The sequence below is a fragment of the Alloscardovia macacae genome, assembly GCF_002259705.1.
Classification (GTDB): domain Bacteria; phylum Actinomycetota; class Actinomycetes; order Actinomycetales; family Bifidobacteriaceae; genus Alloscardovia; species Alloscardovia macacae.
Genome location: NZ_MWWT01000005.1, coordinates 466,885 through 492,121, shown reverse-complemented (window position 1 = coordinate 492,121; position 25,237 = coordinate 466,885). Strand labels below are relative to the sequence as shown.

19 protein-coding genes and 4 tRNA genes are annotated in these 25,237 nt (G+C 54.3%); 17 read left to right on the top strand and 6 right to left on the bottom strand.

Features of this window, described 5'->3' with window-relative positions; all coding sequences use genetic code 11:
• The first annotated feature begins 8 nt into the window (after positions 1-8).
• The 7 genes from uvrC to secG all read left to right on the top strand — a co-directional run bounded on the left by uvrC (position 9) and on the right by secG (position 7,940).
• Positions 9-2,429: an excinuclease ABC subunit UvrC gene (gene uvrC, locus ALMA_RS04855; RefSeq protein WP_094726580.1), complete on the top strand. Its 2,421-nt coding sequence runs from the start codon at positions 9-11 to the stop codon at positions 2,427-2,429.
• A complete protein-coding gene (locus ALMA_RS04850; RefSeq protein WP_148140259.1) occupies positions 2,416-3,423 on the top strand; it encodes a shikimate dehydrogenase family protein in 1,008 nt (335 codons plus the stop codon). The genes uvrC and ALMA_RS04850 overlap by 14 nt, the downstream gene beginning before the upstream one ends.
• A gap of 84 nt (positions 3,424-3,507) precedes the next feature.
• Complete coding sequence (gene rapZ, locus ALMA_RS04845) at positions 3,508-4,380, top strand: RNase adapter RapZ (RefSeq protein ID WP_420807210.1); 873 nt, start codon at positions 3,508-3,510, stop codon at positions 4,378-4,380.
• Positions 4,381-4,492: 112 nt separating this feature from the next.
• Positions 4,493-5,452 (top strand): DNA-binding protein WhiA, encoded by a 960-nt coding sequence (whiA, locus tag ALMA_RS04840; RefSeq protein WP_086105795.1) that lies wholly within the window; start codon positions 4,493-4,495, stop codon positions 5,450-5,452.
• A gap of 33 nt (positions 5,453-5,485) precedes the next feature.
• Positions 5,486-6,682, top strand: coding sequence for a phosphoglycerate kinase (locus tag ALMA_RS04835; protein ID WP_086105796.1), 1,197 nt, complete (start codon positions 5,486-5,488; stop codon positions 6,680-6,682).
• A 155-nt stretch (positions 6,683-6,837) separates the two neighbouring features.
• Positions 6,838-7,623: a triose-phosphate isomerase gene (tpiA, locus tag ALMA_RS04830; RefSeq protein ID WP_275542027.1), complete on the top strand. Its 786-nt coding sequence runs from the start codon at positions 6,838-6,840 to the stop codon at positions 7,621-7,623.
• A gap of 65 nt (positions 7,624-7,688) precedes the next feature.
• Positions 7,689-7,940: a preprotein translocase subunit SecG gene (secG, locus tag ALMA_RS04825; RefSeq protein ID WP_086105931.1), complete on the top strand. Its 252-nt coding sequence runs from the start codon at positions 7,689-7,691 to the stop codon at positions 7,938-7,940.
• A gap of 144 nt (positions 7,941-8,084) precedes the next feature.
• Here the strand turns inward: secG and ALMA_RS08360 are convergent, their stop codons facing one another.
• On the bottom strand, positions 8,085-8,678 hold the full coding sequence (locus ALMA_RS08360; protein WP_094726578.1) for a transposase: 594 nt from the start codon (positions 8,676-8,678) through the stop codon (positions 8,085-8,087).
• Positions 8,569-9,339 carry an ISL3 family transposase gene (locus tag ALMA_RS04815; RefSeq protein WP_094726577.1) on the bottom strand — a complete coding sequence of 257 codons (771 nt, stop codon included), beginning with the start codon at positions 9,337-9,339 and terminating at the stop codon, positions 8,569-8,571. Before ALMA_RS04815 ends, ALMA_RS08360 begins: the two co-directional genes overlap by 110 nt.
• A gap of 294 nt (positions 9,340-9,633) precedes the next feature.
• Here ALMA_RS04815 and ALMA_RS04810 point away from each other — a divergent pair, with 294 nt between their 5' ends.
• Entirely contained in the window at positions 9,634-10,869 is a 1,236-nt protein-coding gene (locus ALMA_RS04810) for a hypothetical protein (RefSeq protein ID WP_094726576.1), read from the top strand.
• 105 nt (positions 10,870-10,974) lie between these two features.
• Here ALMA_RS04810 and tal read toward each other — a convergent pair whose 3' ends face one another.
• The gene (gene tal, locus ALMA_RS04805; RefSeq protein WP_094726575.1) at positions 10,975-12,087 is read right to left on the bottom strand and encodes a transaldolase; all 1,113 of its coding nucleotides are present in this window, start codon (positions 12,085-12,087) and stop codon (positions 10,975-10,977) included.
• 116 nt (positions 12,088-12,203) lie between these two features.
• Complete coding sequence (gene tkt / locus ALMA_RS04800) at positions 12,204-14,306, bottom strand: transketolase (protein WP_086105799.1); 2,103 nt, start codon at positions 14,304-14,306, stop codon at positions 12,204-12,206.
• A gap of 252 nt (positions 14,307-14,558) precedes the next feature.
• Here tkt and dnaJ point away from each other — a divergent pair, with 252 nt between their 5' ends.
• The gene (dnaJ, locus tag ALMA_RS04795) at positions 14,559-15,707 is read left to right on the top strand and encodes a molecular chaperone DnaJ (RefSeq protein ID WP_094726574.1); all 1,149 of its coding nucleotides are present in this window, start codon (positions 14,559-14,561) and stop codon (positions 15,705-15,707) included.
• 596 nt (positions 15,708-16,303) lie between these two features.
• Here dnaJ and ALMA_RS04790 read toward each other — a convergent pair.
• Positions 16,304-17,125, bottom strand: a complete 822-nt coding sequence (locus tag ALMA_RS04790) for a fructosamine kinase family protein (protein WP_094726658.1) — start codon at positions 17,123-17,125, stop codon at positions 16,304-16,306.
• Positions 17,126-17,208: 83 nt separating this feature from the next.
• Here ALMA_RS04790 and ALMA_RS04785 point away from each other — a divergent pair, with 83 nt between their 5' ends.
• The 3 genes from ALMA_RS04785 (at position 17,209) to ALMA_RS04775 (ending at position 21,481) form a co-directional block, all read left to right on the top strand.
• Positions 17,209-18,960 (top strand): malolactic enzyme, encoded by a 1,752-nt coding sequence (locus ALMA_RS04785; protein WP_338023187.1) that lies wholly within the window; start codon positions 17,209-17,211, stop codon positions 18,958-18,960.
• A 236-nt stretch (positions 18,961-19,196) separates the two neighbouring features.
• Complete coding sequence (locus tag ALMA_RS04780) at positions 19,197-20,159, top strand: AEC family transporter (protein ID WP_094726572.1); 963 nt, start codon at positions 19,197-19,199, stop codon at positions 20,157-20,159.
• A gap of 83 nt (positions 20,160-20,242) precedes the next feature.
• Complete coding sequence (locus ALMA_RS04775; protein ID WP_244568867.1) at positions 20,243-21,481, top strand: multidrug effflux MFS transporter; 1,239 nt, start codon at positions 20,243-20,245, stop codon at positions 21,479-21,481.
• 86 nt (positions 21,482-21,567) lie between these two features.
• Here ALMA_RS04775 and ALMA_RS04770 read toward each other — a convergent pair whose 3' ends face one another.
• Positions 21,568-22,452 (bottom strand): PAC2 family protein, encoded by an 885-nt coding sequence (locus ALMA_RS04770; RefSeq protein ID WP_244568866.1) that lies wholly within the window; start codon positions 22,450-22,452, stop codon positions 21,568-21,570.
• A 180-nt stretch (positions 22,453-22,632) separates the two neighbouring features.
• Between ALMA_RS04770 and ALMA_RS04765 the strand changes: the two genes are divergently transcribed.
• The 5 genes from ALMA_RS04765 (at position 22,633) to thrS (ending at position 25,214) form a co-directional block, all read left to right on the top strand.
• Positions 22,633-22,705, top strand: a tRNA-Gly gene (locus ALMA_RS04765).
• A 26-nt stretch (positions 22,706-22,731) separates the two neighbouring features.
• Positions 22,732-22,802: transfer RNA gene (locus tag ALMA_RS04760), tRNA-Cys, on the top strand.
• A gap of 10 nt (positions 22,803-22,812) precedes the next feature.
• Positions 22,813-22,885, top strand: a tRNA-Val gene (locus tag ALMA_RS04755).
• 30 nt (positions 22,886-22,915) lie between these two features.
• Positions 22,916-22,988: transfer RNA gene (locus ALMA_RS04750), tRNA-Val, on the top strand.
• Positions 22,989-23,150: 162 nt separating this feature from the next.
• Positions 23,151-25,214, top strand: a complete 2,064-nt coding sequence (thrS, locus tag ALMA_RS04745) for a threonine--tRNA ligase (RefSeq protein WP_094726569.1) — start codon at positions 23,151-23,153, stop codon at positions 25,212-25,214.
• Positions 25,215-25,237: the final 23 nt, after the last annotated feature.

The window sequence follows — 25,237 nt, the reverse complement described above, 5'->3', positions numbered from 1 at the left end:
ATGACGTAATGGATACCGCCCCTGAAAAATATACACAGGGCGCATGGCGCAAAACTGTGCGTCTCCTTCATGATGCGCAGAGCGACGGCTCCCTAGCAGTCCCAGCTTACGATACCACCAGTAGTGAAGCCCCTGAAGAAGTAGGGGTAGAGGCTAAGACAAATGTGAACGGAGCCCCACTCCTAGGAGACACCCGAGACCTCTTCCGTCCGAAAACTTCGGACATTCCGACGAATCCGGGAGTCTATAAATGGCGTGACGGTGACGGGCGCGTTATCTACGTAGGTAAGGCGAAAAATCTCAGGAATCGCCTGACGAACTACTTTCAGCCCCTGGAAAGACTCCATCCGCGTACTCAAAATATGGTGCTCACCGCGCGGAGTCTCGAATGGACTGTAGTCGGCACTGAGCTCGAATCCCTGACACTCGAGTACACGTGGATTAAGGAGTTCGACCCTCGTTTTAATGTCGTCTTTCGAGATGATAAGACGTATCCCTACGTGGCTATCTCCGTTAAAGAAGAGATACCGCGTGTATGGGTCACGAGAAATAAGAATAACCGTAAAGCACGCTACTTCGGCCCGTATGCGAAAGTATGGAATATGCGCCAGACTCTGGATTCCATGCTTCGCGCATACCCAGTACGTACGTGTACGCCTGCCGTGCTGAAGCGCGCTCAGGAAACTGGACGCCCCTGCTTACTTGGTCATATAGGCAAGTGCTCAGCACCATGCGTCGGCTGGATTTCGAAGGAAGAGCATCGCTCTATGAGTGAGCGTCTCGTCGCTATACTGACGGGACGTCTCGGAGATTCTTTCCGCAAACAGCTCGAATCTCAGATGAAAGAGGCAAGCGCGGAACTTGAGTTTGAGAAAGCAGCAAAGATTCGAGACCAGATTCAAGCTCTCAGCTCTGTTCTCGAGCAGAATTCCGTCGTCTTCTCTACAGATGTAGATGCAGACGTCATAGGCATCGAAACGGATGAGCTAGAAGCTAGTGTTCACTCGTTTTTCGTGCGTGCCGGCACTATCCGTGGTGAACGTGGGTGGTCTGTAGAACGCGTGGAGGATGTGGATGATGCGGAGCTTCTCGCTGACCTCATTACACAGGTATATTCTGCTGCTGTAGAGGAAAATGACTCGGAAAACATTATGGGGATCAGCAGCACAGAAAAAAGTAGCGAATCCATTTCAGTGACGGCTAGTCGTGATGCTCTCGCTCCGACGCAGCAGACCACGGCTACAGATGCTGTGCGCCGAGCTCAGGTAACTCGGCACCGCAAAGAGCGAGAAGACATGACCGGACGTAGCGATCTCCTCGCGCCTATATCTCCCATACCGCGTGAGATTCTCGTACCTTTTGAGCCAGCACGTCTGCATAGCCTCGAAATGTGGCTGTCTGGCTTGCGTGGAGCCATCGTGACTATCCGAGTCGCTGAACGCGGCGAAAAAAAGACTCTCCTCGACCGCGCGAACGCGAACGCACAGCAGAGTCTTCAGCGCAGTAAGCTCAGTCGTGTTACTGACCTTGCCGCACGTTCACAGGCACTTCACGATATCGCTGATGCGCTCTACCTCGATCAGGCTCCACTACGCATCGAATGTTACGATATCTCGAATGCTACGGGCGGCGGATTCCAGGTGGCATCCATGGTCGTCTTCGAAGATGGTATGGCGAAGAAGAACTTTTACCGTCATTTCGCCATTCGCGGGAAAGATGGAAAAGGCGCTATCGACGATACTGCTGCCATCTACGAGACTCTTACTCGGCGCTTCAGCCATGGAAATATTTCTGGAGATACGGGGGATAGCCTCGAGGACGAAGCGCGCCTTGAGAAACTGGAGCAGACGCAGAACGCCGATAGCGTTTCCGACATCGTTCAGCAGGATACATCCCGCCGCCGCTTTGCTTATAAGCCGAACCTCATCGTCGTCGATGGTGGGCAGCCTCAGGTGAAGGCAGCCCAGCGCGCACTCGATGACTGTGGGATAAACGATGTGGCCGTGTGCGGACTCGCGAAAAAGCTAGAAGAAGTGTGGGTAGCAGATGATGACTATCCTATTATCCTTAAACGCCAGTCTGAGGGGATGTACCTGCTCCAGCGCGTACGCGATGAATCACACCGCTTTGCCATCACGTATCATAGAAAGACGAGACGAAAAGGCGCTTTACGCTCTGCCCTCGATGATATCCCGGGCATAGGCCCGAGCTTCCAGAAGAAGCTCCTGAATCATTTCGGTTCCGTAAGAGCCATGCGCGAGGCTACTGTCGAAGATTTTCTCGATGTACCGGGAGTAGGCCACGCAAAAGCAGACGCTCTGTATGCTGCTCTTCACTCTCACAAGGAAGACGTGAACGAACATACAGCTAGCCATAACGACATAAACAGCACGAACGATACTAAGGACGGTCAGAATGATGCACACTAATGTACAGGACACATCGATACGGCATCGTGCTGCAGTGCTCGGCTCTCCCATACGGCACTCGTTATCCCCAGTGCTCCATTCAGCTGCATATGCTGCTTTGGGGCTCACGGACTGGGAGTATAGCCGCCACGATGTGAAAGAAAAACAGCTCGACTCTTTCTTTACACACCTCGACTCGACATGGGCTGGGGTCAGTATGACGATGCCGCTGAAGAAGGAAGCTCTTCGCTTTGCTGACACGCAGGATTCGAGAGTATCTTTCCTCGGCGTAGCGAATACGGCGGTCTTCGACTGGACTCGAAAGAGTGCTCAGCATTCTAGTCTTCCTCACGTTAGCCTCTATAACACGGATGTGGATGGCATTAAGCTTACATTCGCGGATGAATTCGGAGTAGTCGCTACCTGTGAATCGAGCGTACATGCGCAGTCACATCCGTATCCGCTCCCGCAGTCACGGCCGCAGCCGCAAAGTCAGTCACAGAGCTTCTCCGCTCTCGTTATAGGTTCGGGATCGACCGCGACATCCGCCGTAGCGGCTCTCATCGAGATGAACGTGAGTGACATCACCATTTGCGCTCTGAACACTCTTGAGGCTGCGCAGATGGCCCGACGCATGGAGCAGTATCCTGGCGCAGAGTCATCCGTGAACTTCACCGTGAAACCTTGGAGGACTGCCGTCGAAGAGATTCTCGCAGCAGATATTATCATCGCTGCTGTGCCCGCCCACGCTACGGATGAATTGGCCCAGGAAATCCAGAAGCTTCCTGAGTCCGTCCGCTTCACGGAAAAACGAATGCTCGACGTCATCTACGACCCTCGGCCGACGCAACTGATGGCGCAGATGGACGCGCGAGACGCAGACGTCAGGGGAGGTGAGCATATGCTCTTGAGACAAGCCCTCGCACAGGTAGCATACATGACCAGAACTCCTGTACAGAACGTTCTCGAGGTGGCATTCGAGCCCATGAAGCGCGCTCTGTTCGCCAGTTTGTAGAGGGATACACGCACGTATATAGCCAGAAGCTGAAATGTTCAGAAGACCAGCTCTGGGGCTATGCTAGAAGACATGGAGAAGAACGTGGCAGAAGATTTCGAAGTTTTGCTCATTACCGGTATGTCCGGTGCGGGTCGAACGCGCGCTGCGGATAGTGTCGAGGACATCGGATGGTATGTCGTGGATAATCTTCCTCCGAAGCTGCTTATTCCGCTCGTGGATATGATGACGTCATCTGGTTCGAAGGTTCATAAGCTCGCTGCTGTCATCGACGTTCGTTCACGTTCGTATTTCGATGATCTCGCTGAAGTTCTCGCGCATCTCGAAGATCTTGGCGTGAAAACGCGCATATTATTCCTCGATGCGAGCGATGAGGTGCTCATTAAGCGTTATGAGTCCGTTCGACGCCCGCACCCTCTGCAGAATGGGCGTCGGCTTATCGATGGCATAAATGAAGAGCGTGAGCTTCTTCAGGTTCTGAAAGAGAAGGCGGACGTTATTCTCGATACGTCGCGTACGAGTATTCATCAGCTTTCGACGCAGCTCTATGAGTCGCTCGTGGGCACCGGTCCGCAGACCGTGAACGTTCACATCTTCAGTTTCGGTTTTAAGCATGGCGTTCCTGCGGATGCTGATTTCGTCCTCGACGTTCGTTTCCTTCCGAATCCGTTCTGGGTTCCGGAGCTTCGCACGCTGACTGGGAAAGATAAGGCCGTGAGCGACTATGTTCTCGAGAGCTCTGGAGCGCGAGAGTTCCTCGACTCGTATGAGCGTGCGTTAGAGGTAGCACTTTCTGGATACGCGCGCGAGGATAAGCATTTCGTTACTATAGCCGTGGGGTGCACGGGTGGTCAGCATCGCTCGGTGGCTATGAGTGCGGAGCTCGCTCGGCGCTTGAAAGAGCATGGTTTTACTGTAACCGTATCTGCACGTGAGTTAGAGCGTATGAACCGTTAAGAAGTTTTTTGTATCCAATTTTTCCATTTCCGGGCAGATTTCCGTATTCTATCCATGGTTATCGTTACACTAAATTCTCGGATAATCTGCATTTAACCCTCAAGGAGGCGCCGTGTCACTGCTCGACGAGGTCAAAAACGAACTCGCAGCGATTACTGATGACTCGTCATTAGCGAAGCAAGCTCAGGTTTCGACCATGCTCCGCTTCGGCGGAGGAATCCAGCTGGTGAAGAATGTACCAGTAGTGTTTGCGAAGCTCACTAATCGTTCTTCTGCTGCTTGGCTGAAGAGTTCCATCATGGAAATCTGGGGCTACGATGTGGAGCTACGTAAAGCATCCTCCACGCTAGCTACTGGTGAGACGATGGAATATGATCTCGTCGCCGTTACGCGCGAAGGAAAGCGTCTCGCACTCCAGTGTGGTCTTCTCGACCAGCGTTCTCATGAAATTACGGGCATCGCTCCTGCGCACATTCAGGGAAATATAGCCCAAGTGAAGGCAGCATGGCGCGGGGCATTCCTCGCGAAGGGTCGCCTCAGTGACCCTGGTAAGTCCAGCATGATGGAGATAGTCTGCCCGAGCGTGGACTCTGTAAACGATCTCATTATGGCAGCACGCCGACTCGGTGTTACCGCGAAGCCACACCGCGTGAATAGTTCCGTCCGCGTGCGTATTACCGATCCAGACGTCATCGAGCGTATGCTCATCCTCATGGGGGCACATACCACTGCTCGCGAATGGAGCGGAAAACGCGTTGAGGGCGAGACTCGCGGTAAGGCGAACCGTCTCGCGAACTTCGACGATGCGAATATGCGTCGTAGCGCGAAGGCTGCAGTGGAGGCTAGCCAGAAAGTACGCCACGCCTTCGAAGTACTCGGCGAAGACATTCCGGAGAATCTTCGTGCGGCAGGCCAGCTGCGTCTGGATCATGGAGATGCTAGTCTAGAAGAGTTGGGTCGTTTGGCAGACCCTCCTATAACGAAGGATGCCATCGCCGGCCGAATCCGCCGTTTGCTCCAGCTGGCCACGAAAGTGGAGAAACAGCGTGCAGCAAACGCGGAAAAGAACTAAACTTCATATATAGCGACACAAGAAAGGAAGCTCATGAAGACACTCAAAGATTTGGGTAACGTAAGCGGCAAGCGCGTGCTTGTACGTGCGGACTTTAATGTCCCACTCGATGGTACGACTATCACCGATGATGGCCGTATCCGCGCTGCTCTGCCGACCATTAACGCTCTGCGTGAAGCAGGCGCGAAGGTCATCGTTATGGCACATCTCGGCCGCCCTAAGGGACAGGTCGTTCCAGAGCTGAGCCTGGCACCAGTGGCAGCACGCCTCGGTGAGCTGCTTGGCGCACCAGTAACTCTCGCAGCAGACACCTATGGTGAGGATGCTCAGGCGAAGGTAGCAGCTATGGCTGACGGTGACGTCGTTCTCCTCGAGAACGTGCGCTTTAACCCAGAAGAGACTTCGAAGGATGCTGAAGAGCGCGCTGCATACGCGAAGAAGATCGCCGCTCTCGGCGACGCTTTCGTCTCGGATGGTTTCGGAGTCGTCCACCGCGCACAGGGTTCGAACTATGACGTGGCTACCGACCTTCCAGCAGCAGCAGGCCTGCTCGTAGAGAAGGAAGTAACTGCACTGTCGAAGACGAATGATCCTGAGCGTCCACTGACCGTCGTTCTCGGTGGTTCGAAGGTGTCTGATAAGCTCGGCGTCATCTCGAACCTGCTGAATAAGGCAGACCGCCTCGTCATCGGCGGCGGCATGGTCTTCACCTTCCTCAAGGCTCTCGGCTACGAGGTAGGAAAGTCCCTGCTGGAAGAAGATCAGGTAGCGACCGTCCAGGGCTACCTCGAGAAGGCGAAGGAGAACGGTGTAGAGATAGTTCTTCCTACGGATATCCTCGCAGCAGACAGCTTCGCTGCAGATACTGCGTACGAAGCAGTGCCAGCAGATGCTATTCCAGCAGATAAGATTGGTCTGGACATCGGTCCAGATTCCCAGAAGCTCTTCCACGATAAGATCGTGGATTCGAAGACTGTGGTCTGGAATGGACCTATGGGCGTCTTCGAGTTCCCTAACTTCGCGGGGGGTACTCGCGCTGTAGCACAGGGCCTCATCGACGCTACTGCTGAGAATGGTGCATTCTCCATCGTGGGTGGTGGAGACTCCGCTTCTGCAGTACGTAACCTCGGCTTCGACGAGAGCAAGTTCTCGCACATCTCCACTGGTGGTGGCGCATCGCTCGAGTTCCTCGAGGGTAAGACTCTTCCAGGTCTGAGCGTTCTCGACTAAGAGAGAAAAATCCAGAGCGGTCACCACTTCATGTGTAAGTGGTGACCGCTCTGCTATCGAAGGATACCATCGTGAGCATTTTCTCATTCCCACATCACAGCACCCCGCAGAAGGCGGAGCCCGTAGCTGAGCCTCAGTCTGCGCTACGCACACCTTTGATTGTGGGAAATTGGAAAATGAATCTGAACCACCGCGAAGCCGCACAGTTCATGCAGCAGCTCGCGTGGATACTGCGCGACGGGCGCTTCGACCCGAGCGCGTGCGAGATAGCCATACTGCCGCCGTTCACGTCCATCCATAGCGTGCAGGTGCTCGTACAAGCGGATAAACTCAGCATCTGTTACGGCGCACAAACCGTCTCCGTCACGTCTCAAGGCGCATTCACGGGCGACGTCTCCGCGGACATGCTCTCCGCGCTCGGCTGCACATACGTTCTCGTGGGACATTCCGAACGCCGACGCTACCATTCGGACGACGATGCGAATCTCGTAGACCAGGTACGCGCTACACTCGCAGCCGGCATGCAGCCTATCCTGTGTGTGGGGGAGGGCTACGAGGAACGTCGAGAAGGAATAGAACTCGATTACGCTGTAGGTCAGGTCGATGACATTACGCGTGACCTGTCCGAAGAGGACGCACGAAAGCTCATCATCGCGTATGAGCCGGTGTGGGCCATAGGCACCGGCCTCGTAGCCACGCCGCAGTCTGCTCAGGATGCCGCTCACGCCATTCGTACACACCTCGAGCGCACGTATAGTGCGGATCTTGCTGCTCAGGCGCGCATTCTGTACGGCGGCTCTGTGACTTCGGCAAATGCACTCACCCTTCTCACGCAGGCGCGAGATATGGACGGCTTCCTCATCGGGGGAGCGAGCCTCGAAGCTGAAGAGTTTTCGGCCATTATTCAGCAGATAACACGTTTCCGAAGCGGGCGCTCCTGAGCTTGAATTTTCTGGGGTATCGTGTATTCTATAAGTAGTTTCGCATGGGAGGTGTCATGAACTGGTTGTTCGTGCTGAAGGTCACTCTGGAAGTGATCGTCGTGATTTTGAGTATTATGCTGACCGCACTTATTCTGATGCATAAGGGTAAGGGTGGCGGCCTGTCGGATATGTTTGGTGGCGGCATTTCTGCTAACGCTGGTACGTCTGGTGTCGCTGAACGTAACCTGAACCGCATCACCGTCTTCGTGGCGTTGCTGTGGATAGCCATCATCATCGGTTTGGACTTCATGGTGAAGTACGGGCTGGGTGCGTAAGGTTCGGTTTATACGGTAGAATATCTGGAGCGTTCTCTCTGGCGGGAGCGTTCCAGATTTTTTTGTTAAGGTCAATTTTTCCTTTGTCGCACTACTAACTACTTATAGAAGATATCCCATCATATTTCATTTTACTGGCTCTTCTCATTTTTGTGTGTATGGGGTGTGGAGTGTGGTGCGGATGTGTGCTCGGATGGTTTGTGTGAATCCTCCAGAGTGGAGAAGGCTTCTGAGTCGATAGTTTTCTGGCTGTCTAAAGCCTAACGCGATTCCTCGCAGGGTTTCGAGTCTACCGTTAATGGCTTCGGTGGGACCGTTACTGGATTTCGCAAACGTGAAATACGCTAAAACATCGTCACGGCGTTTAGCAAGAGTACGACCAAGAGTAGCAAGTTCCGGGCAGTGTGGGCTGCTCCCTTTCTGAGCGAGAGCATCGATCAGTTCACGCAGAGCGCGACGTGCTTTCTTCCGGTTTTTCTCACGGTAACAGTCAATAATACGCTGGTATACATCATGCGCGAGTTTCAACGAGGGATACGCGTTTAAGAGTTTTTTAACTGCGAGGGCTTGTTTGTCGGTACGTAACCATTGGCTTTTTAAAAGGCTTCTACGATGCCGATATAACGGGTCATTTTTTTGTTCCTCGCTGGCCTGTTTCTTCGCGTTGGAGTCGGCAGCGTACCTGAGAGACTTTATCAGCTGCGAGTTTAACAACGTGGAACGGGTCCATGACGTCACACGCGTGAGGAAGCTGAGCTGCAGACGCGTTCTTAAAACCTGTAAACGCGTCCATAGCCACGACCTGAATATTATCGCGAAAAGCACGCGACTGGCCAGCAAGCCACGAGCTGACCACATGCTCACTACGCCCCTCTATCATATCGAGCAAGCGCGCACTTTTGCCACTACGCAACCCGGTTAAGTCCACAAGAACAGTCACATAGCGGCTACCCGTAGATGTATGACGCCACACGTGTTCATCAACACCTAAGACTCTCACCCCGTCTAATCGTGTAGGGTCTGTAACCAGAATGCTGTCTGTTGTTTCTAATACAGCCGTATTCACCGTGGCCCACGAGCAATACAAATCTAACGCGCACGCGCGTATACTTTTCGATTTCCACGAGATTTCTGCTATAGCCCACCAGATGGCAGCGAACGAGAGTTGACGTCCAGGAGCAGCAACCCTATCGAGGTTTTCACTCCATGTTGACCAGCAATGCACGCACTCATACAAACGAACTCGGATACGCAGTACTACACCACACTGACCTATAGGCGTGTGAGTAATCCACCGTATACGAGAACTACGAATACGGGGCTCGAGACAACCACACACTCCACACGCTCGATCACGCTGAGTTTTCTGGCAATCAATAACCCATAAACCAGCACGCATCCCGCCTCGGATAAATGCTTGACCTAATGCTTCTAACCCTATCTGGTCTAACCCCAGTAGACTATCGACACTACATGGGGTAAACTTCGTAATGGACCGTGCTGATTTTATTATTTTTTTGTTCACATATCACATAAAACAGCACGGTCTCTACAAACCCCAACCCCCACTCCCGTAAACACTCATACACACCAAAATGAGAAGAGCCACTTTACTTTTCCTTTGTTTCCTTATAAAATAAGGTGGGATTATAACAAACGCAGAGAAGCACCATGGAAGATACATGAATATCCTGTGGTTCTCTTACTTATTAAGGAGATGAAAATATGGGGGGTTATAGACCGTCTCGATAGGATATCGAATCAAATATCTACATCGAATGCCATAGGTGTGGCACATGTCGCACAAAATGCTGTCCAGACTGCAGCACTTTATGAGATGAATGATGCTCTCAGATACCAAGTCAGTGAACTTGAAGAAACGAATGGTCATTTAGCGGATATAGAAGCAAATGTAGCCGATATAGCACAAACCACGAGATTAATTTCTGAGCAGTTCACATATGAGCTCAAGCTTCATGAGAGAACTAATGATTTACTTTCTGGTTTTATAGAGCTTACTGATGAAGGATTCAGAAAACTGACTCGCGAAGAGCAGATTAATAATAACTTTAATTGGGAAGCATGGCTCGATACCAGTACGGGGAAGGTCTTCCAGAACTGGCTCCCTCACGCACAGGACTATCTGTCTCAGTATTTTTCTAACACAGATTCTATGCAAGCAGCACGCGAGACCGATTTCATGAGGAACCTCCGTTTACGACTCACGCCTTATCCAGATACGATGAATCGCCGAATCGTTAACTTTGTACCGAAGGATATTCCTGAGTTCCCTCCTTATGCTCCAACCGACAAGAAGTTTAATCTTGGAATCCGGATTGGTCTCGGCATCGTCGGTGTAGTTCTAACGATAATCCTCTTCGTTATATGGGACATAGCCAATCTAGCCTTCCACCTTTTTGATCCATTCATTAGAATCGTCGGCTATGAACTGTTTTCAAACGTATCTGTTATTACCTTCATAGCCTTATTTTACTTCATCCCATATTTCGTCATAAAATATGCATGGTATCGTACTTATGAAAAACCACACAGGCTCGAGTATGATTCTATCAGACTGGAATACGAGCAGAACGCACACGAGGCTGCAGAGCTAAACTCGCTTCTTCTCGAAAGAAAACGTGTCGCTCTCTCGATACGCTCTCAAGTTATCGACTCGCTTAATGTAGATCTTCCTAGTGCTGAAAGCTGGTCATCAGCTCAAGATAGAACACGAGTAGAGGACATACTCCATGTCTTAAATACTATACGTTCAAAGCCTGAAATAGTTCGTGATGGCTTACCTGAAATAATAGATTTTCACTATAGTACACCCAGCGCATATCCTGAGATTTCTACGAGCATGAAGTCTATTCTTCCACAGCTCACTCTGAACAGTAAAGAGAAGATGAAAGATATCATCATGCACTAGATGCGAATTCTTACCTAAGAAAAACTGTGGCGCTGCACCTCCCGAAGGAGATACAGCGCCACAGTTCGTATTCTCACGAAAGAGTAATCGCTTTAGAGCACAGTCTTACTCAGCGTTCACGCGGTCGATACCAGCCTGAACATCAGCGATCACCGAATCCCAGGACTTGATGAATGCTGCTACACCATCAGCCTCGAGCTTGTCAGTCACCTGCTTGATGTCGATGCCGAGCTCAGCGAGCTTGTTCATCACAGCGTGGGACTCTTCGTAGGTGCCCTTGATGGAAGGAGCGCCGTCACCCTGCTCTGCGAGAGCGTCGAGGGTCTTCTCTGGCATGGTGTTCACCACGTCTTCAGCCACAAGTTCATCCACATACTTCGATGGGGAGTATGCTGGGTTCTTCGTACCAGTGGAAGCCCAGAGTGGACGCTGGCGCTTAGCACCTGCTGCCTCGAGCTCAGCCCATGCTGGATCGTTTGCGAACTTGTTCTCGAACAGTTCGTAAGCGATGCGAGCATTCGCCACAGCTGCCTTACCTTCGAGAGCCTTAGCTTCTTCGGAGCCGTTCTCTTCGAGGAGCTTGTCTACTGCAGAATCCACGCGGGAGACGAAGAAGGATGCTACGGAAGCGATCTTGGTGAGGTCGTGACCGTTTGCGTGTGCCTGCTTGATACCTTCGATGTACGCGTCGATAACCTGCTCGTAACGCTCGATGGAGAAGATGAGGGTCACGTTCACAGAGATACCCTTAGCGAGGGTAGCGGTGATAGCTGGGAGACCTTCGAGGGTAGCTGGGATCTTGATCATCGCGTTTGGACGATTCACCTTTTCCCACAGCTCCACTGCCTGCTTCGCAGTGTTCTCGGTGTCGTGTGCGAGGCGTGGGTCCACTTCGATGGACACGCGGCCGTTCACGAAGTCGGTAGCTTCTGCGATCTCGCGGAAGATATCCGTCGCGTTACGCACGTCGGTGGTGGTGAGCTCGCGGATAGCGGTCTCTACGTCTACCTTACCGAGTTCCTTCAGCTGAGCGTCGTATGGACCGACCTGGCTCAGAGCCTTCTGGAAGATGGATGGGTTCGTGGTGACGCCTACTACGTTCTTATGAGCGATGAGGTCCTGCAGCGAGCCAGACTCGATGCGGGTACGGCTCAGGTCATCCAGCCAGATGGATACGCCAGAGTCACTGGTCTTCTGAGTGTGCACGTTCTGTGCCATAATTTATTCCCCTTTTGTACGGAGTAGCGCGAAAACCTCTACAGCTTTCGCACTGATAAAAAGGGCGGCCGGCTGTACAGTCAGCCGCCCTTACACCTGTTCTATTCTAGCGGAAACTAGCGAGCAGCCTTTACTGCAGCGATGGAAGCCTTCGCTTCTTCTGCTACGTGCTCAGCAGTAATGCCGAGAGCCACCATGTTCTCCGAGCCACCGCCCTGAAGGCCGAAGGACTCGATGGATACAGCCTTACCGTAAGAGCCGAGGTACTTGTACCAGGACAGTGCCAGGCCAGCTTCTACGGAGACGCGAGCCTGTACAGCTGCTGGGAGTACAGATTCCTTATACTCTGCAGACTGCTGCTCGAACCACTCCATGGAAGGAACGGAGACCACGCGAGCCTTCACACCTTCGCCAGCGAGGGTCTTTGCTGCTTCTACAGCGTGCTGTACTTCGGAACCGGACGCCATGAGGATGACATCTGGAGTACCCTCGGTGTCTACGAGCACGTATGCACCATGCTTCACGCCATCCTTAGCCTTCTCGATGGTCTCTGCCAGGGTAGGAACGTTCTGACGAGTCAGAATCATAGCTACTGGAGCAGTGGACTCACGCTTAAAGGTGTAGCGGTATGCTTCAGCAGTTTCGAACTCATCTGCTGGGCGTACGACCTCGAGGTTCGGGATAGCACGCATGGAAGCGAGGTTCTCTACTGGCTGGTGGGTAGGACCATCTTCGCCCACTGCCACGGAGTCGTGGGTCCAGACGTAGAGGTTAGGAATGTTCATCAGAGCTGCGAGGCGCACAGCTGGGCGCTCGTAGTCAGAGAACATGAAGAAGGTGCCGTTAAATGGACGGGTGTGAGATCCGAGGATCATACCGTTCGTGATAGCACCCATGGCGAGTTCACGTACGCCGAAGTGCAGCACGCGGCCGCCTTCAGATACGTTTGGCCAGGTCTTCGTAGCATATTCTGCTGGGAGGAAGGAAGGTGCACCCTTAATGGTGGTGTTATTCGAACCACCGAGGTCAGCGGAACCACCCCAGAGCTCTGGCATGACAGCTGCGATAGCATTCAGAGCTGCACCAGAAGCCTTACGAGTAGCCACAGAAGCGCCAGCAGTGATGCCTGCTTCGAGCTCGTCGATAGCCTTGTCGAAGTCTGCAGGAAGCTCACCAGCTGCCATACGGTCGAAGAGGGCTGCCTTATCTGGGTTTGCTGCACGCCAAGCTTCGAACTTTTCGTTCCATGCCTTGTGTGCTTCTGCACCGCGGTCAGCTACCTCGCGAGCGTGTGCGAGAGCTTCTTCGTCGGTAGGGAAGGCCACTTCTGGGTCGTAGCCGAGAACCTTCTTCAGGCCAGCTACTGCCTCAGCACCGAGCTTCGAACCGTGGGAGGACTCGTCGTTCGTCTTACCTGGGGTAGGCCATGCGATGAGAGTGTTCACCTTAATGAAGTGTGGACGGTCAGTGACCTGCTCTGCCTTATGGAGAGCTGCTGCGAGAGCCTCGGTGTCTTCCTTATAGGAACCATCTGGCTGAACGAAGGATACTTCGTCGGTGTACCAGCCCTGAGCTTCGAAGCGCTTGAGAACGTCTTCGGAGAAGGTCAGGTTCGTGTCACCCTCGATCTGGATGTGGTTCGCGTCGAAGATAACCGTGAGGTTACCGAGCTTCTGTCCGCCTGCCAGAGATGCTGCTTCAGAGGACACGCCCTCTTCCACGTCACCTTCACCGCAGATGACCCATACCTTGTGGTCGAATGGGGAGGTGCCTGCAGGAGCTTCTGGATCCAGGAGGTTACGCTGGTAACGCTGAGCCATAGCGAAGCCGACGGAGGAAGCCAGACCCTGGCCCAGAGGACCCGTGGTCATCTCGATGCCTTCGGTCAGGCCATACTCTGGGTGACCAGGAGTGCGCGTACCCATGGTACGGAACTTCTTCAGGTCGTCGAGGGTCAGGTCATAACCAGAGAAATACAGCTGGACATACTGCGTCAGCGATGCGTGACCGCCGGAAAGGATGAAGCGATCGCGGCCTTCCCACTGAGGATCCTTAGGATCATGCTTCATGAAGTGCTGATACAGGGTGTAAGCGATAGGTGCCAGAGAAACAGGCGAACCTGGGTGACCAGAGCCAGCCTTTTCTACTGCATCTGCCGAAAGAACCTTAGCGAGCTTAACTGCGCGCTCGTCAAGTTCAGTCCATGTGAAATCGGACATGTAGACCAACTTTCCTTCCTTGAGATAAAGGCGCTGACCGCTCTACGTAGTGCGCTCAGCGACCCGTTTACATCTCCTATATTAGTAAGGCATAGAGACCTTTGAGAGACGTCCGCGCGTTCGTTCGCACAGCGGTTTGTCCGTTTTATGTGTCAATTTTCGTTCATCCCCAGCTAAGCCACCCCACGACGTGGAGTCCACGTGCTTAAATAGAGGGAGAAAAATAGACAAAACGAGAATAAAAGGAAGCCGATGGCAGATTATTACGAGACTCTGGGTGTGGCGCGCGATGCGAGCGATGACGAGATAAAAAAGGCGTATCGTAAGCTCAGCCGCAAGTACCACCCAGATCTGGCAGGCCCTGAGTTCGAAGATAAATTTAAAGAAGTAAATACCGCGTACGAAGTCCTTTCAGACTCCCAGAAGCGCGCCATGTATGATCAGGGCGTAGACCCTATGGCTCCAGGCGGTGGTGCACCAGGAGCTGGAGCGGGCGCAGGATTTGGAGACTATGGAGACATCTTTAGCGCCTTCTTCGGTGGAGCAGGATTTGGCTCAGGTCAGGGGCCTACGCCACGCACCCAGCCAGGACGCGACTCCCTGGCGAGCCTGACGGTAGACCTCAAGACCACAGTCTTCGGTGGAAAAGAAAGCCTGAGCGTCACTCTCTACGCTGTATGTGATACCTGTACAGGTAAGGGCAGTGCAGATGGCTCTGAGCCAGTGACCTGTCCAGAATGCCACGGAAGCGGCTCCGTTCAGCGCGTCGTGCGTACTATGCTCGGCCAGATGATGTCCTCCCAGCCATGCGAGCGCTGCGAAGGCCATGGCACCATTATCCAGAATCCATGCGCATCCTGCATGGGACATGGTCGCGTGCGCAAGCAGCGCACCATCACCGTCTCTGTTCCTGCAGGCATTCAGGATGGTACACGCCTGCGCCTGAGCGGTCAGGGTGAAGTGGGCGAGGGAGGCGGTCCAGCCGGCGACCTGTACGTGGACATTACTGTGCGCCCGGATGACGTCTTTACTCGAGACGGGAATGACCTCCACTGCTGGATTAAGATTCCTATGACGTGGGCAGCTCTCGGACACTCCACAAGCATCGGCACTTTCGACGGCGACCGCGAGATTAACATCCCAGCGGGAAGCCAGCAGGAAGATGTGCTCACCCTGGATGGCCTCGGCGTCACACGTCTGAACCGTACAGAGCGCGGAAACCTCGTGGTGCACCTCGACATCACCATTCCGAAGAAGCTGAGTAACCAGGAAAAGAAGCTCCTGAGCGACTTCGAAGCACTGAATAAAGAGGCGCGTGTCGAGGGCAAACCTCAGCAGAGCGCGAAGAGCATGAAGCAGAATAAGGGCTTCTTCGAGAAGCTGCGCCACGCCTTCTCGTAAAACGCACGCGCACTCACGACATCCACAGTACTCAGGCCGGGGAGCACATATGCGTTCCTCGGCCTGGATTCTCGCTTATTCTTCGCATTTTCTCCCTCATCTTCGGCTTACGCCGCGGTATCTGGCAGGAGAGTAGGGACTTTTCACCGTAGCATGTGCGGTAAGCCTGATTCTTCGCGCCGATTCCTCGTCGTCACGGTCATCACAGCTCTCTCCCTGCTGGCCGTGGAGCTCCACTTTGAAGCATTCTTATGTACCACGTGAAGAGCCACCGCCAGAGGAGGGCGATATTATGCCGTGGATGTAAGGCGCTAAGGCTGGAAGAAGGTTTTGGGCGGAAGTGACTATAGCTATGGTCATTTGCGCCCAAAAAGGCGTACCCCCGGGATGCGTCACTCACTCAAAGCAAGTTTTGGGCGGAAATGACCGCGTAGGCCTTAATCTCTTCTCCTTTTGGGCGGATGTGACTACGTATATGGTCATTCTCGCCCAAAACGCCCTCACCAGCCCTCAGGCACACAAAAAGGGGCCTAGCGCCTCAGCTAAGCCCCTCCCAGAAGGAACGAAATCGCCCCCCCCTAAAACCCAAACCCCTCCTACAGCCGCGCGAGCAAATCCCGGCACATGGACCGGTACTGGCTCACATACCCTCCACCGAAGAAGACACAGTGTCCAGCGATAGGGTAGAGCTGCCAGAGTGTGCGACGCTCTTCGAAGCCTTTCTTCAGCGGATGGACACTCTGATATCCACGCAGGATGTCACTCATGAAGCTCATACCGAAGAGGGAAAGCATGGACAGGTCTTCCTCGCGGTGGCCGCCATGCGCAGCAGGGTCGATGAGTACAGCTTCGGACTGTTCGAGTGAAGCGCCATTCACTCCTGTGCGCGTCCACATCACGTTACCACTCCAGAGGTCTCCGTGCACTCGAGCAGCCTTATCCGCCGCAGCAGCCCCCATGAGCTCAGGAAGCGCCGCGCAGACTTCTTCCGTCAGAGACAGATCTGCCCGCGTCAAAAGTCCCCGTGAGATACCCAGCGAAACCATAGGAATCAGACGCCCCTCGGCATAGTACGTCGCTGCATCATCCCACGAGCCACGGTCCATAACCACAGGATCTTGCAGAGGGCCGAAGTAGCACTGGCCGTCATACCCGCTTGGCGCCTGACCATACACCACAGACCCGCTTCCGAAATCATGCATGTGTGCCAGAGCTCTGCCGAAGGCATAGGCAGCATCAGGCGTGGCACTGGCTGGCGAAATGCGCTCGATGTCCAGATAATCCGTTCCCCACGAGTCCACATTCACGACACGCGGACCTCCCGCATTCTCTGCTTCCTTCAGCCACAGCAGCCCTTTCGCTTCGGCTTCAAAGAAGCCCTCAGGCGAGTAAGAGCGCGACTTCCTGTGCAGTGCCATCGTGGTCATGATATACCTCCTTAGCGGTAGAATTGACCCCACTAAAAACCATTCTACTCGTCACGCGCTCGTAACACAGAAATATAAACGAAACACAAACCGAGCACCGGCGAAACATAAAAGAGCGTACCGTTAAGCACGCAAAACAAAAGAACAGTAAGAACAGTAAGAACAAAAAAGAAGAACAAAGAGGCATAAGAATGACACAGAAGACCGCACGCGAGATCTTAAACGATCCGTTCCTGAACAAGGGCACCGCGTTTACCGAGGAAGAACGCGCACAGCTCGGGCTGACGGGCATGCTGCCGGCACACGTCCAGACCATCGACGAGCAGGCAGCTCAGGCGTACGCCCAGATGGAGACGAAGACGAGCATGCTCGAAAAGCGCCTGTTCCTCATGGAGATTTTTAACACGAACCGCACGCTGTTCTACCGCATGTTCAGTCAGCACGTGGAAGAGTTTAACCCTATCGTCTATGATCCGACCATCGCCGAAACCATCGAGAACTACAGCGACCTGTTCGTAGACCCTCAGTACGCAGCATATCTGGATATTAACCATCCAGAAAACATCGAAGCCACGCTGAAGAATGCAGCAGGAGACCGCGAGATTCGCCTCGCCGTGGTTACGGATGCAGAAGGCATCCTCGGCATCGGAGACTGGGGCACGAATGGCGTGGACATCTCCGTCGGCAAGCTCATGGTGTACACGGCGGCAGCGGGCATCGACCCAGCCAGCGTCATGCCTATCGTCATCGACGCGGGTACGAACCGTCAGAGCCTGCTGGATGACCCGAACTATCTGGGTAACCACCACGAGCGCGTGCGTGGCGAGAAGTATTATGACTTCATCGAGCAGTTCGTCCAGACTATCGAAGGTCTCTTCCCGAAGCTGTACCTGCACTGGGAGGACTTCGGCCGTGGAAATGCCGCGAACATTCTGAACACCTATAAGACGAAGATTCCTACTTTTAATGATGACATTCAGGGCACGGGCATCGTCACCCTCGGCGGCATCTTCGGCGCTCTGGACATTACGGGCGAAAAGCTCACTGACCAGGTGTATCTGTGCTACGGCGGTGGTACTGCTGGAGCGGGCATCGCTTCTCGCGTCCTGGCAGAGATGGTGTCGGAAGGTATGCCGGAAGAGGACGCCTATAAGCGCTTCTTCATGGTCGATAAGCAGGGCCTGCTCTTCGATGACATGGATGACCTCACTGACCAGCAGCGTCCATTCGCGAAGAAGCGTTCCGACTTCCCGAACGCCGAGAAGCTCACTGATTTGCTCGAAGTAGTGAAGGCGGTGAAGCCGACTATCCTCGTGGGTACCTCTACACAGCCGAAGACCTTCACGAAGGAGATCGTGGAGGCTATGTGCGAGATTACTGAGCGTCCTATTATCTTCCCTATCTCGAATCCGACGAAGCTGGCTGAAGCGAGCGCGGAGGACCTCATTCGCTGGTCGGATGGTAAGGCATTCGTGGCCACTGGTATTCCGTCGGATACCGTGAGCTATAAGGGCGTGGATTACATCATCGGTCAGGCGAATAACGCGCTCATTTATCCAGGCCTCGGTCTCGGTATGCTGGCTTCGGAAGCTTCCCTGCTGACTGACGAGATGATCGGCGCTGCAGCACATTCGCTCAGCGGCATCGTAAATCCAGGTGAGCCGGGAGCGCCTGTGCTTCCGCCATTCAAGTACGTGGCCGACGTATCCATTAAGGTAGCTGAAGCTGTGGCGAAGAAGGCTCAGGAGCAGGGCCTCGCCCGCGCTGAAGAGAAGGATATGGCGAAGGCTGTCCGCGACTTTAAGTGGTATCCAGAATATAAGTAAGGCTTCAGCGGGCTTTTACGCCTGAGGCTGCGGCTGAGTCTAAGGCTGAGTCTCGTGTACTGCCTGCGCCGTCACACGTACGTTCTGACGTGCCGTATGGTGCAGGCAGGTTTTCGCACGCCTGAGCGCTGCGTTTTATTACATTTTTGTTTTATTTCTGTTTTATTTTTCCAATTTTCCCCCGAGCAGAGTATTCACTTCACTCTCCTCGAATCATCAGGAAAGGGGGAGGTGCCATGACCGCATTCCTCACCTCACTTCAGAGCATTATTCCTATCATCGTGATCATCGTTCTCGGATACGCGCTGCAGGCGCGTGGATGGTTTGCTGATGCTTTCGCACCAAACCTCTCACGCCTCATTATGAATGTGGCGCTTCCATGCTCCATCTTCGTGTCTGTCCTGCGTTATCTGACGCTCGACAAGCTCGTATCCCTCTCCAGCGGGCTGCTCTACGTCTTCCTCGCCTTTGCGGGAAGCTACATTCTGGCATTCCTCGCTGTGTGGATTTTTAAGGTCCGCCCAGGGCGCCGCGGCACCATGATAAACACCTTCGCGAACGCGAACACCATCTTCATCGGTCTGCCGCTGAACATCGCACTTTTCGGGAATAATGCTCTGCCATTCTTCCTCGTCTACTACATCATGAACACCATCTCCACATGGACTCTGGGCGTCTACCTCATGACCACGGACAGCACGAGCGGCCAGAAGAGCACGGGCCCCGCAGCGAAGTTTAACTGGAAGAAGCTACTTCCGGCACCACTGGTCGGTTTCCTCATCGCACTGGTCTTCCTCGTGGCACGTATTCCTGTACCAGCATTCGCCACGAATACACTGACCTACATCGGGAACCTCGTGACCCCTCTGTCGCTGCTCTACATCGGTATTACTCTGCACAAGGCAGGACTGAAGACCATTCGCTTCGACTGTGATACCATCATCACCCTCGTGGGGCGCTTTATCCTGGCTCCAGCAGTCATGTTCGGCATTCTCTATGTGGCAGGCTTCCTGACTCCAGGCATGCCAGTGCTCGAGTCGAACACCTTCATTATCCAGTCTGCAGCTCCAGCGCTTGCCGTCCTGCCTATCCTGGCGAACCAGGGTGATGGAGATGTGGAATTCTCCACAAATGTCGTGACCATCAGTACTATACTGTTCGTCATCGTCGTGCCAGTTATTATGGTACTTCTCGGCTAAGCCAGAATCCACCGATACGTATGGCTCTCCTCACGCAGGGGAGCCATACGTTTTCCATCAGACGACCACGAAGAAAGAGAAAATTGACTACAGAAGAACACAAAAAGCCCACTCTCGCTTTTATTCTCATTCTCAGTGCGTTCATGGCCTTCACCTCGCTGGCCACGGACGTGTATCTGCCTGCCATGCCGGACATGCAGCATGATCTCGGCGGACATGCAGAGATGACCATCACCGGCTTCGTGGGAGGATTCGCTCTTGCGCAGCTAGTCTGGGGGCCTATCAGCGATAAAATCGGCCGCAAAACGCCGCTGTTCATCGGCACGCTCCTGTTCATCGCCGGAGCTGTGGGATGCGCACTGGCTCCATCCATGCACGCGGCCATCTTCTGGCGTATGATTCAGGCCTTCGGTGCCTGCACGGGTCCGATGATTAGCCGCGCCATGGTGCGTGACCTCTATGATGGGACAAACGCTGCACGCGTGCTCACCACGCTCATGCTCATTATGGCGGCCGCTCCGCTTGTGGGGCCACTCATCGGCGGAGGACTGCTCGCTGTCGGGCCTGTCTTCGGCCTCGAGCCACGCGCTGCATGGCGCCTGTCCTTCTGGTTTATGGCTGTAGCTGGCACCATCCTGTTCTTCTTCATCTTCGCCCTTCCCGAGACGCTGCACCGTGGGGAACCTGGTAGCCAGTGCGAGAATCCGTCCTCGCTGAGAAAGAACTTCGCCGCGTACGCTACGCTGCTGAAAAACCATGCGTTTATGATCTATACGCTCAGCGTCACGTTCTTCTACCTCGGTGTCTACGCCTATATTTCCGCATCCTCGACCATCTACATAGACCACTTCCATGTGCCTGCTGAAGTGTATTCCGTACTGTTTGGCGTGAATATCCTCGGCGTCATGATCATGAGTACAGCGAACCGTCAGCTCGTTCTGCGTTTCGCTCTGAAAGATTTGCTCGCTGTGGCCACGGCTGTGGCGTTCGGCTTCTCCGTAGTGCTCATGATCGTAGGCCTGACGCATGTGGGCGGTCAGAGTGTGTGGGGTCTGGCAGCCATCGTGGTGTCCATGTTCTTCGTCTTTAGCATGAATGGTATCGTGGCGGCCTGCTCGAATGCGGCAGCACTGAACTGCGTTCCTGAGTCTATGGCTGGTTCGGCTGCAGCTCTGCTCGGCGCGCTCCAGTACGGCAGTGGGGTAGTGCCGTCTCTCATTCTGTCCGTTTTCGCTGACCCGACGGCTGGCGTGATGTCCGTTATCATCTGCGTGTCGATGCTCTGTGCGGCGACGATGGGACAGCTCGGTCGTCGCATATAAGAGGCGAGAGGTCAATTCATCCTCTTCTTCACAGAAAGGGGCTTCCCCGTCATCCGGGGAAGCCCTTTCCATGTCTCGAGAGGCGTTTATTCCTCTGCAGTGTCCTCGCCGTTAAATCCGCGCAGGAACTTCTCGGTCTCACTGATGAGCTGGAGAGTGGCATCGGGGGAGAGAGCCTGACGCTTCTGCTCGTCATCGTAGTACTTTTCCGCATTCTGAATATACGTGGCCACGTCCTCATGGACGGTAGCGAGCATATCTGCCTGCGTCTTCCACTTGAGAGCAAGCACGGGAAGTGCGCCTGTCTTCAGCTCCACGCCCAGATACTCGCCGAGCGCTTCTATCACGCGCAGCATGCCCAGAGGATTCTCCTGCGCATCGATATACTGCGCATAGGAGGGCACAGAGACCCACAGAGAGTGTGTGGTAAAGCCATTATCTACGGCAGCGAAGTTCAGCACACTCGGGATGCCTATAGGTCCTGTATAGGAGTTCTCATCTGCCGTATTATTCGCAGAATTCGAGAAATAAGTAGGTAGAGGACGCGTGTGCACACAGTCAGCAAACATCGATCCGAGAGTGATGACTTCGTCTACCTCGCGCTCTTCGGCCAGAGCCAGAGAGCGCTGAGAGAATTCAGTCCACTTAAAGTTCGGTTCTGGGCCTATCTCCACGAGGAGAGTGAGAGACGGATTCACCTGGATCTCAGTGAAGGTGATTTCTGGCCACATAATCTTGCGGCGTCCCTGGACGTTCACCATGACGGGCCGCGTGGTCGTGTAGTCGAAGAAGGTGCCACAGCAGATGTGTCCCACTTCCTGCGACGTATCCCCATACATGCTGACCAGATGATTCAGCGCGCCTGTGGCCACCTGTCCAGCATCATTCCAGCCTTCGAAGGCTGCCAGCATCACGGTACGGTGACGCTGAGGCTGAGCCTCGTCATACATAAACTCTTCACTATCTGTCATAGTCACCCAGCTTACGGGAGTACAGCTACGAAAGGGAGCGTTCTCGCCACCGGCTTATTTTCGGCGTATTTTACGAGATTTTTCGCGAGCGACACGCCATACTTGCGCCACCGCCCTCACCTCGCTATATTTATATCTCGTGCTCAGCACAAAGCCTTCTGGCTGACATGCAGAGAACATGCGGACATAGCTTAGTTGGTAAAGCGCGACCTTGCCAAGGTCGAGACCGCGGGTTCGAGTCCCGTTGTCCGCTCGGGTCAGACGAGAATGACCTCTTACGGTGAGTTAGCCAAGCGGTTAGGCAGCGGCCTGCAAAGCCGTATAGACGAGTTCGACTCTCGTACTCACCTCTCTATCCTCGGGCGGTTGGCGCAGGGGCTAGCGCACTTCCCTGACACGGAAGGGGTCACAGGTTCAAATCCTGTACCGCCCACACGCATGGGTAGAGAAAACTGAATAGCTCGGGTGATTGGCGCAGGGGCTAGCGCACTTCCTTCACACGGAAGGGGTCACAGGTTCAAATCCTGTATCACCCACGACACATCGCGAAAACCCAGCCGAAGCTGGGTTTTCGCATATCGGCAGAAGATGAACACGCGAAGAAGCGGATGAATTGACCATACGTACGCCTACTCTTACAGTGAACATATCCAGCGGCCTGCACCTGTAACGCGGACCCACGAGAAAAGGAATGAACTGTGTCAGCAGCTTCTCTTCACATCACTGTAAATGGCGAACCACGCGAGATCAGCGCGGACGAAACGGGCGTCGAGCTCTTCGCCGAGGATAAGAACATCATAGCCGTACGCATTAACGGTAACCCACGCGACCTGTACACCCCGCTGAACGAGGGGGACGCTGTCGAATCCATCGCACTAGACAGCGAAGACGGTCTGGCCATTATGCGCCACTCAGCCACGCACGTCATGGCTCAGGCAGTCCAGCAGGTGCGCCCAGGCGCGAAACTCGGCATCGGCCCAGTGATTAAAGACGGCTTCTACTACGACTTCGACGTGGACGAGCCATTCACGCCAGACGAGCTTAAAGAGATAGAAAAGCGCATGCAGCGCATCATCAAGGAAAGCCAGCGTTTCGTGCGCCGCGTGGTGACGGAAGACGAAGCTCGCGCTGAAGAAGCGGACCAGCCATATAAGCTCGAACTCATCGGGGCTGCAGAAGACCAGATCAGCGCGGAAGAAGCCATCGAAGTCTCGCAGGGCGAGCTGAGCTTCTACGATAACGTGGACCGCGACGGAAACGTGGTGTGGAAGGACCTGTGCCACGGACCACACCTGCCAAACACGCGCTACATTAAGGCATTTAAGATTCAGCGCGCCGCTGCAGCATACTGGCGTGGTAACGAGCATAATCCTATGCTCCAGCGCATCTACGGCACCGCTTGGGCCTCGAAGGAGGACCTCAAGGCATACATGACGCGTCTGGAAGAAGCTGCCAAGCGCGACCACCGCAAGCTCGGCGCTGAGATGGACCTCTTCTCCTTCCCAGACGAGATCGGCTCGGGCCTGGCCGTCTTCCACCCGAAGGGCGCGGCCATCATTAACGCGATGAAGGAATACTCCACTCAGCTGCACCAGCAGCATGATTACTCCTTCGTGCAGACTCCACACATCACCAAGGGCGGCCTGTACGAAACCTCCGGCCACTTGCAGTGGTATAAGGACGGCATGTATCCTCCGATGCATCTGGATGAAGAGCGTGACGAGGACGGGAACGTCACGAAGGAAGGCTTCGACTACTACCTGAAGCCGATGAACTGCCCGATGCATAACCTCATCTTCAAGTCCCGCCAGCGCTCCTACCGCGAGCTGCCACTGCGCCTCTTCGAATTCGGTACGGTGTACCGCTATGAGAAGTCTGGCGTGGTACACGGCCTGACCCGCGTGCGCGGCCTTACTCAGGATGATTCCCACATCTACTGCACGCGTGAGCAGATGCGCGATGAGCTTAAGAGTCTCCTGAGCTTCGTCCTGAACCTTCTGCGCGACTTCGGCCTGAATGACTTCTACCTGGAGCTGTCCACGAAGGATGAGCACAAGTACGTGGGCTCGGATGAGATTTGGGAAGAGGCCACAAGCACGCTGGCATCCGTCGCGAAGGAATCTGGCCTCGAGCTCGTGGATGACCCTGCAGGCGCTGCATTCTATGGTCCGAAGATCTCCGTGCAGGCGCGCGACGCTCTGGGCCGCACCTGGCAGGTGTCCACCATTCAGCTGGACTTTAACCTGCCTGAGCGCTTCGACCTCGAGTACATCGCGGCGGACGGCTCGCGTCAGCGTCCAGTGATGATCCACCGCGCACTCTTCGGCTCCATCGAGCGCTTCTTCGCTATCCTGCTCGAGCACTATGCGGGTGCTTTCCCAGCATGGCTGGCTCCTGTACAGGTGCTCGGCGTGCCTGTGGCAGAAAACTGCCTCGATCATGTGAACTCCGTGCTGGCGAAGCTCGACAAGTCCATGGTGCGTACTGAGGTGGATGCTTCGAATGACCGTTTCGGTAAGAAGATCCGTAACGCGTCGAAGTCGAAGGTTCCGTTCATCCTCATCGTGGGTGAGGAGGACATGAATAATAACGCTGTGTCCTTCCGCTTCCGTGACGGCAGCCAGCTCAATGGCGTGGCTGTGGATACGGCTGTTCAGTGGATTAATCAGGCCATCGCCTCGCATGGTTTGATTAACTCGGCTGCAGACTTCGCGCAGTATACGGACGCTGAGCTTCCAGAGGCTGCTGCCGTCGAGGCGTAGGCTTCTGTTCTCTGTTCGTTCTG

What these genes read in the sequence shown, in the direction of transcription:
- uvrC (WP_094726580.1), top strand. Translation starts at nt 9, where the DNA reads ATGGATACCGCCCCTGAAAAATATACACAGGGCGCATGGCGCAAAACT.
- ALMA_RS04850 (WP_148140259.1), top strand. Translation starts at nt 2,416, where the DNA reads ATGATGCACACTAATGTACAGGACACATCGATACGGCATCGTGCTGCA.
- ALMA_RS04835 (WP_086105796.1), top strand. Translation starts at nt 5,486, where the DNA reads ATGAAGACACTCAAAGATTTGGGTAACGTAAGCGGCAAGCGCGTGCTT.
- ALMA_RS04815 (WP_094726577.1), bottom strand. Translation starts at nt 9,339, where the DNA reads ATGCGTGCTGGTTTATGGGTTATTGATTGCCAGAAAACTCAGCGTGAT.
- tal (WP_094726575.1), bottom strand. Translation starts at nt 12,087, where the DNA reads ATGGCACAGAACGTGCACACTCAGAAGACCAGTGACTCTGGCGTATCC.
- tkt (WP_086105799.1), bottom strand. Translation starts at nt 14,306, where the DNA reads ATGTCCGATTTCACATGGACTGAACTTGACGAGCGCGCAGTTAAGCTC.
- dnaJ (WP_094726574.1), top strand. Translation starts at nt 14,559, where the DNA reads ATGGCAGATTATTACGAGACTCTGGGTGTGGCGCGCGATGCGAGCGAT.
- ALMA_RS04790 (WP_094726658.1), bottom strand. Translation starts at nt 17,125, where the DNA reads ATGGCACTGCACAGGAAGTCGCGCTCTTACTCGCCTGAGGGCTTCTTT.
- ALMA_RS04780 (WP_094726572.1), top strand. Translation starts at nt 19,197, where the DNA reads ATGACCGCATTCCTCACCTCACTTCAGAGCATTATTCCTATCATCGTG.
- ALMA_RS04770 (WP_244568866.1), bottom strand. Translation starts at nt 22,452, where the DNA reads ATGACAGATAGTGAAGAGTTTATGTATGACGAGGCTCAGCCTCAGCGT.